Source organism: Cerasibacillus sp., from assembly GCF_036516575.1.
GTDB lineage: Bacteria > Bacillota > Bacilli > Bacillales > Amphibacillaceae > Cerasibacillus.
Genome location: NZ_DATBTY010000073.1, coordinates 271,369 through 278,342 on the forward strand (window position 1 = coordinate 271,369; position 6,974 = coordinate 278,342).

A 6,974-nucleotide genomic window follows, 5' to 3' on the forward strand; every position below is an offset into this window, starting at 1 on the left:
GAATCATATATTATTTTCTTTTGCTAAATTAGTGGACTCGCGATAGTACTTTCCTTTCTCTACATAAGATTCTCGAATACGTTTCATCTCCTCCAAATCTTTGTCAGTTAATTTCCGAATCACTTTAGCAGGACTTCCAAATGCCAACGTATATGGAGGAATCTTTTTACCAGGAGGAACGAGACTACCTGCACCTATAAAAGCATTCTCCCCGATTTCAGCTCCATCCAAAATAATAGATCCCATTCCGATAAGTGCATTTTTTCGAACAATACCGGAATGTAAGGTAACTTGATGCCCGATAGTGACATCATCTTCTACAATAACTGGAAGATTGGGACTCTGATGAATCATCGTTAAATCTTGGACGCTGACTCGTTTACCGATTTTCGTCGATGCGACATCACCGCGAATGACTGTTTTAAACCAAATGGTAGATTCTTCACCTATTTCAACATCACCGATAATCACTGCGTCTTTAGCAACAAAAGAACTGTCATGAATTTTTGGCTTATGATTTTTATATGAATGTATCATCTGTTTCTATCTCCTTTCTTTTGAATCGCAATAATAAATGGTGGTTTATTTTTTTGATTAATAAATCCATATTTTAGAACATGAACATCTTTTTGGTCGAGTTTCGTGACATAGTTTAGAAGCCCTTCTTTCTCTAACTCTCCGCCATCATGTCCGTGATAAACGACTAAAACGATAATACCTCCAGGTCGAATGAATTGTAATAGTGATTGTATGGCTGCTATTGTCGATTCTTTTTTTGTTATGATTTGTTTATTACTTCGGGGGAGGTACCCAAGATTAAATATGGCTCCACCTAAATTTTCACGTTTGTCTTCATCTATGTATTGCTCGAAATTGGCATGACTATCTTTAATAAGTGTTACATTTTGCCGTGAATGTTTTTCAAGTAATTGTCTCGTATTATTAATCGCTAATTCTTGTATATCAAAGGCAATAACTCGACCCGATTCACCAACTAATCGACTTAGATACAATGTATCATGGCCATTTCCGCAAGTTGCATCAATAACAGTTTCCCCTTCATCAATTACTTGCTCCATTAAAAAATGTGAAAAGTCAATAACTCCCATAACCATTTTTTGTACCCCTTTATTATGCATTTCTATATGTTAGTGTAGCATGTCTAAATAAAAACAAAAAACATTTGCGTTGTTTGGTATAATTAGTGTACTATTAAGCTGGTACACTTAAATGTAAAGGAGTTGATGTTTTTGAAATTAGCTTTGCTTTATAGAGAATGGCATATGTTAAAATGGTTTATTCTAATTGGCAGCATGATGATTATCCTCTTATATGGATTTAGCATGGATTCGTTATTATCGTTTGATGGTAGAGAATTATTAACTTTTGGCCTTATAATGCCTCCGCTCATCGTCTTATTTAGCTTGAATTTAGAAGCAAACCAATTAGCTGTTTTTTTACATCATCCTCAATCAGCACATACTTTATATATAGTTAAAATAACTTTTGCGACGTTTATCGTCATGCTATTTATGTATTTCATTATTTTCATTGATCTTTTGAAAAGTGTTTTAACTGAAGAGTCATTGCATTTAATAAGTCTAAACTATATGTATTTATCAATGTATGCGTTTTGTTATTTAAGCATCTCGTTATTTATAACGACAATCATTATATTATTATGGACTTTACATCAAGTGTGGCGAACATATATTGGTAAGTTTAGTTTGATCATTATTGTCCTCATACTCATAGGCAGTTCAAACTTATTTACCGCGTTTCAAAATACGTCATTATATAACACAATGATAAAATGGGGAGCAATTAAAATCCCTCTATCGAATCCATTATCTGCTGAAGACTTTTTTAACAAGATATTTTATATAGGGGAATGGTTATTGTATGGTGGAATAGCTATCATTTTTTATATGATTTCAGTCTATTTATTCGAAAGAAAAGTAGAGGCATCGTAAAATGAATCATGAATTTAACAGACATAAACCTATTTATAAACAGATAATGGAACATATTTGCCAAGATATCGTTCGTGGAACATATGAACATGGTGATAAACTACCGTCTGTTAGAGACTTTGCCGTACAAGTTGGAGTGAATGCAAATACGATTCAACGTGTCTATCAAGAACTTGAAAGAGATGGGATTGTCGAGTCTAAACGCGGTCAGGGGACATTTATTACTGAAAATGAAGAGCGAATCAACGTATTAAAAGAAGAAATGAAAAAAGAGATTGTCCAACGTTTTATTACCGATATGATGAAAATGGGATTTACATATCATGAGATGATGACGACTATTGAAGAGGAGGCGAAAAACGATGATTCAAGTTAATCAGGTCTCTAAATCATTTTTAACAAGAAAAGCTCTTTCGGATTGTCGTGTGACGTTTGAGCAAGGAAAAATAACGGGAGTAATAGGTGAGAACGGCAGCGGCAAAACGACATTATTAAAAATAATCGCAGGTTTACTTAAACCGACAAAAGGAACTGTGTTGATTGATGGAAAACATGTCACACGTCGTATTTGTCAGCGACTCGCTTTTCTTCATGATCAAGATTATTTTTACTGGTATTTCACAGTTGGCGAACTTATACGTTATTATGATGCTGTTTACGATGATTTTAATAAAGAGAAAGCAGAAACGATGCTACTGTTTATGAATTTACGAGAAGGACAAAAAATCAATCACTTATCTAAAGGAAATTTAACCCGATTAAAAATGGTTGTCACATTAGCACGTGACGTTCCTTATATTATATTAGATGAACCTTTTCTCGGATTAGATCCCATGGTTCGTAAATCGATTATCAAGTCAATGTTACAATTTATTGACCTATCGAAACAAACCCTTATTATGTCTACACATGAAGTAAATGAAGTAGATCTAATTTTAGATGATGTGGTGCTCTTGAAAAGAGGTCAGGTCATAGCACATCAATCCATTGAAAAGATTCGGGAGTATGAGCAAAAAGATGTTGTAACTTGGATGGAAGATATGTATCAATCCGTTTAATTGATATAATCCCTTGACAAAGTGTTTGAATTTCATTAGAATCATTATCAATCAATGTAATATAAGATATTTTATGAAAAAGCGATGCCAAGGACTAGTAATAATTTGGTTAAGGCTAAGAGAGACAGTGGGTGGTGCAAGCTGTTCCTAATCGATTATGAACTCCCCTTGAAGCTGCAAAGGTGAACTAATAGTAGCTTTTGCCGTTCGCCGCGTTAAGGCTATGAGTGAACATATGTTAATTCGGGTGGTACCGCGGGAATAATAGCTTCTCGTCCCTTATGAGGGATGAGGGGCTTTTTTTATTATATTTATAAAACACAAGGAGGAAACGATTATGGGTTATAACCATAAAGAGATTGAAAAGAAATGGCAAACATATTGGCTTGACAATAAAACATTTAAGACGAATGCCAATACTAATAAAAAGAAAATGTATGCTTTAGACATGTTTCCATACCCATCTGCAGCGGGATTACATGTTGGGCATCCAGTCAGTTACACGGCAACAGATATTATGTCACGAATGAAACGGATGCAGGGATATGAAGTTCTTCATCCAATGGGGTGGGATGCATTTGGACTTCCAGCCGAACAATATGCACTTGATACAGGGAACAGTCCGAAAGAATTTACGAAGAAAAATATTGCTACATTTAGACGACAACTCCAAGATCTTGGTTTTTCCTATGATTGGGATCGTGAAATCAGTACAACAGACCCAGAATATTATAAATGGACCCAGTGGATTTTTGCAAAGATGTATGAAAAAGGCTTAGCCTATATGGATGAAGTGAATGTAAACTGGTGTCCTGCATTAGGGACAGTTCTTGCGAATGAAGAAGTTATAGATGGTAAAAGTGAACGTGGTGGTCATCCAGTTATTCGTAAGCCGATGAAGCAATGGATGCTAAAAATTACAGCTTATGCTGACCGTCTCTTAGAAGATTTAGATGAACTTGATTGGCCAGAAAACTTAAAAGAAATGCAGCGCAATTGGATTGGTCGGTCAGAGGGAGCGGAAGTCATCTTCACAATTGATGGACATGACGAGATGTTCGATGTATTTACAACACGTCCTGACACGTTATTTGGAGCAACATATGCCGTATTAGCGCCTGAGCACCCAATAGTTAAAAAAATTGTTACAACCGAACAAAAAGAAGCGGTAAAAACATATGTTGAACAGGTGCAAGCTAAATCTGATTTAGAACGAACTGATTTAGCAAAAGAGAAGACAGGTGTTTTTACTGGTGCTTATGCTATTAACCCAGTTAATAACAATAAAATACCAATCTGGGTTGCTGATTATGTGCTAATGTCATATGGAAGTGGTGCCATCATGGCGGTACCAGCTCATGATGAGCGTGATTATGAATTTGCCACACAATTTGATTTACCAATCATCGAGGTAGTGAAAGGTGGCGACGTAACAAAAGAAGCTTACATTGGTGATGGTGAGCTTGTTAATTCGGACTTCTTAAATGGTTTAGATAAAGACGCTGCTATTGAGAAAATGATTGAATGGCTAGAAGCGAATGAAAAAGGTAAGAAAAAAGTTTCCTATCGTTTACGTGATTGGTTATTTTCAAGACAGCGTTATTGGGGGGAACCAATTCCAATTATTCATTGGGAAGATGGCACAATGACAGCTGTACCTGAAGAAGAACTACCTTTAGAACTTCCAGAGATGAAGGAAATTAAACCGTCTGGTACAGGAGAATCTCCACTTGCAAACAGTGACTGGATTCATGTTGTTGATCCTGAAACAGGCATGAAAGGCCGCCGTGAAACAAATACGATGCCTCAGTGGGCTGGTAGTAGTTGGTATTTCTTACGTTTTATCGATCCTGATAATCATGAACAACTAGCCGATCCTGAATTGCTGAAGAAATGGTTACCAGTTGATCTTTATATTGGTGGAGCAGAGCATGCTGTTCTTCACTTACTGTATGCACGTTTCTGGCATAAGTTTTTATATGACCTCGGAGTTGTTCCAACAAAAGAGCCATTTATGAAATTGTATAATCAGGGTATGATTCTCGGAGAAGATCATGTGAAAATGAGTAAATCACTCGGAAATGTCATTAATCCTGATGAAATCGTTGAGTCTCATGGTGCTGATACGCTGCGCTTATACGAAATGTTCATGGGACCACTTGACGCAGATGTATCCTGGTCAACAAAAGGCTTAGATGGTGCACGTCGCTTTTTAGATCGGATATGGCGACTATTTGTTAACGAAGATGGCACAATTTCTGAAAAAATTGTTGAACATAATACTGAACCAATAGAAAAGGTTTATCATCAAACGGTTAAGAAAGTAACCGAAGACTATGAAAACCTACATTTCAATACAGCCATTTCACAAATGATGGTATTTATTAATGAAGGGTATAAACAAGATGAAATATCAAAAGCGTATGTTGAAGGATTTATTAAGCTAATTTCCCCGATTACTCCTCATTTAGCTGAAGAAATTTGGGATAAATTAGGTTATAAAGAATCAATCGCATATGCGCAATGGCCAACATATAATGAAGCGAAATTAGTCGATAATGAAGTAGAAGTAGTTCTTCAAGTTATGGGAAAAGTTAGAGCTAAAATTCATGTTTCTAAGGATATATCAAAAGAAGAACTAGAAAAAATCGCCCTAGAAAATGAAACAATCAAGGACTGGATTGAAGGAAAGACGGTCCGTAAAGTTATTGTTGTTCCGGGAAAACTTGTTAATATCGTAGCAAACTAATGATTGCCATAAAAAAGGATTTCCTATTTAGGAGATCCTTTTTACATGATGTATAATATTATTTTGCTTTCCATCCGGTTTTTAAAATCACCCATGATTCATTTTCGAAATACCATAATGTTTCGACGGTTCCAAGATAATCAGCTTGATAAGCACCATTTATTTGCTGAAGACTTTTTAAACCAAAACCTTTTTCTTTACTAATGGGTATTGGTTTAAAATAAGTAGTTGGGTCAATCAGTGGTATCATATTTCGTTTTAACAGTTTTTCTTCCTTATTATATATGTCTAACCGAATATAATCTGCTTTATGATGAGATATGTCAATTATTTTGGGTTTGAGAGGAGTGATTCGTAATTCGATTTGAAAATGATCTTTAAAGACTCCCGTAACATGTTGTGATGGTAATGGGATATCCTGAACTTCACCGTGTTTAAGTGTACTTATGCGTGTGTTACGTAAAACGCCACTGCCGCCTGGATCACTCTGGAAAAGAATATCATTAATATGATCATGATTGATATCGATAAATTCTAATTGTGGAGAGTAGCCACCTCCGTAATTTATTTTCCATTCTTTCGTATGAGAAGTTATGGTGATAAAAATATCTTTGTAATAAGTTGTGTCCTTAGCGAAACGAACTCCAAATAACTCAATTTTTTCTTTAACACCGTCCCCAGTCATATCTTCATAATAGGTTTCTATGAGTTGTTTTTGTTGCTTATCTGTTGCTAATGCACAGTTTGGCATAAGAAATAATGTAATCACGATAATTATTGACACTTGCCAGATACGTATAATAAAAACCGACCTTCTTTCATTAAATTAATATGTTTATTATTTGTTTATAAGGATTTATATATGTAATATATGGGTTGTTTTTATACTATGAAATAAAATTTGACATAATAAAACAGCTATGCTATAATAAGTTACGCTCTCGTAGAAGAGCCTGTCACATCAATCGCATAAAAACTTTTTTAAAAAAAGTATTGACGAAGTGTTTTTAATGTGATACATTAGGTGAGTCGTCTTTTTGGAGCGATGAAACAATTGTACTTTGAAAACTGAACAGAACAACCAGTATGTCAAGAAAAACAACCTCGTTTTTCTTAAAGTAATTTTGCTAAGATAAACATTAAACGAACTTCGTTTAAATATAACTCTTTTTTGGAGAGTTTGATCTTGGCTCA

General features: G+C 35.0%; 7 protein-coding genes and 1 other annotated feature. Of the genes, 4 read left to right on the forward strand and 3 right to left on the reverse strand.

All coding sequences use genetic code 11. The annotated features are described in order from the left end of the window. Window positions 1-3: 3 nt before the first annotated feature. Both VIG73_RS13315 and VIG73_RS13320 read right to left on the reverse strand, forming a co-directional pair. The gene (locus tag VIG73_RS13315) at window positions 4-537 is read right to left on the reverse strand and encodes a gamma carbonic anhydrase family protein (RefSeq protein ID WP_331642786.1); all 534 of its coding nucleotides are present in this window, start codon (window positions 535-537) and stop codon (window positions 4-6) included. Further along, window positions 534-1,115, reverse strand: a complete 582-nt coding sequence (locus VIG73_RS13320) for a class I SAM-dependent methyltransferase (RefSeq protein ID WP_331642788.1) — start codon at window positions 1,113-1,115, stop codon at window positions 534-536. The genes VIG73_RS13315 and VIG73_RS13320 overlap by 4 nt, the downstream gene beginning before the upstream one ends. A gap of 135 nt (window positions 1,116-1,250) precedes the next feature. Between VIG73_RS13320 and VIG73_RS13325 the strand changes: the two genes are divergently transcribed. The 4 genes from VIG73_RS13325 (at window position 1,251) to leuS (ending at window position 5,780) form a co-directional block, all read left to right on the forward strand. Beyond that, window positions 1,251-1,973, forward strand: coding sequence for a hypothetical protein (locus VIG73_RS13325; protein ID WP_331642790.1), 723 nt, complete (start codon window positions 1,251-1,253; stop codon window positions 1,971-1,973). Window position 1,974: 1 nt separating this feature from the next. Next, window positions 1,975-2,349 (forward strand): GntR family transcriptional regulator, encoded by a 375-nt coding sequence (locus VIG73_RS13330; RefSeq protein ID WP_331642792.1) that lies wholly within the window; start codon window positions 1,975-1,977, stop codon window positions 2,347-2,349. Beyond that, window positions 2,336-3,031, forward strand: coding sequence for an ABC transporter ATP-binding protein (locus VIG73_RS13335; RefSeq protein WP_331642795.1), 696 nt, complete (start codon window positions 2,336-2,338; stop codon window positions 3,029-3,031). Before VIG73_RS13330 ends, VIG73_RS13335 begins: the two co-directional genes overlap by 14 nt. Window positions 3,032-3,106: 75 nt before the next feature. Beyond that, window positions 3,107-3,314, forward strand: a binding site (T-box leader). A 54-nt stretch (window positions 3,315-3,368) separates the two neighbouring features. Then, window positions 3,369-5,780 (forward strand): leucine--tRNA ligase, encoded by a 2,412-nt coding sequence (gene leuS / locus VIG73_RS13340; protein ID WP_331642798.1) that lies wholly within the window; start codon window positions 3,369-3,371, stop codon window positions 5,778-5,780. A gap of 58 nt (window positions 5,781-5,838) precedes the next feature. On the opposite strand, the gene VIG73_RS13345 is transcribed toward leuS, so the two are convergent. After that, complete coding sequence (locus VIG73_RS13345) at window positions 5,839-6,549, reverse strand: hypothetical protein (RefSeq protein WP_331642801.1); 711 nt, start codon at window positions 6,547-6,549, stop codon at window positions 5,839-5,841. Window positions 6,550-6,974 lie beyond the last annotated feature (425 nt).

Excerpts from the sequence above, each read along its gene's own strand:
- VIG73_RS13315 (WP_331642786.1), bottom strand. The coding sequence starts at position 537 with ATGATACATTCATATAAAAATCATAAGCCAAAAATTCATGACAGTTCT.
- VIG73_RS13320 (WP_331642788.1), bottom strand. The coding sequence starts at position 1,115 with ATGGTTATGGGAGTTATTGACTTTTCACATTTTTTAATGGAGCAAGTA.
- VIG73_RS13330 (WP_331642792.1), top strand. The coding sequence starts at position 1,975 with ATGAATCATGAATTTAACAGACATAAACCTATTTATAAACAGATAATG.
- VIG73_RS13335 (WP_331642795.1), top strand. The coding sequence starts at position 2,336 with ATGATTCAAGTTAATCAGGTCTCTAAATCATTTTTAACAAGAAAAGCT.
- leuS (WP_331642798.1), top strand. The coding sequence starts at position 3,369 with ATGGGTTATAACCATAAAGAGATTGAAAAGAAATGGCAAACATATTGG.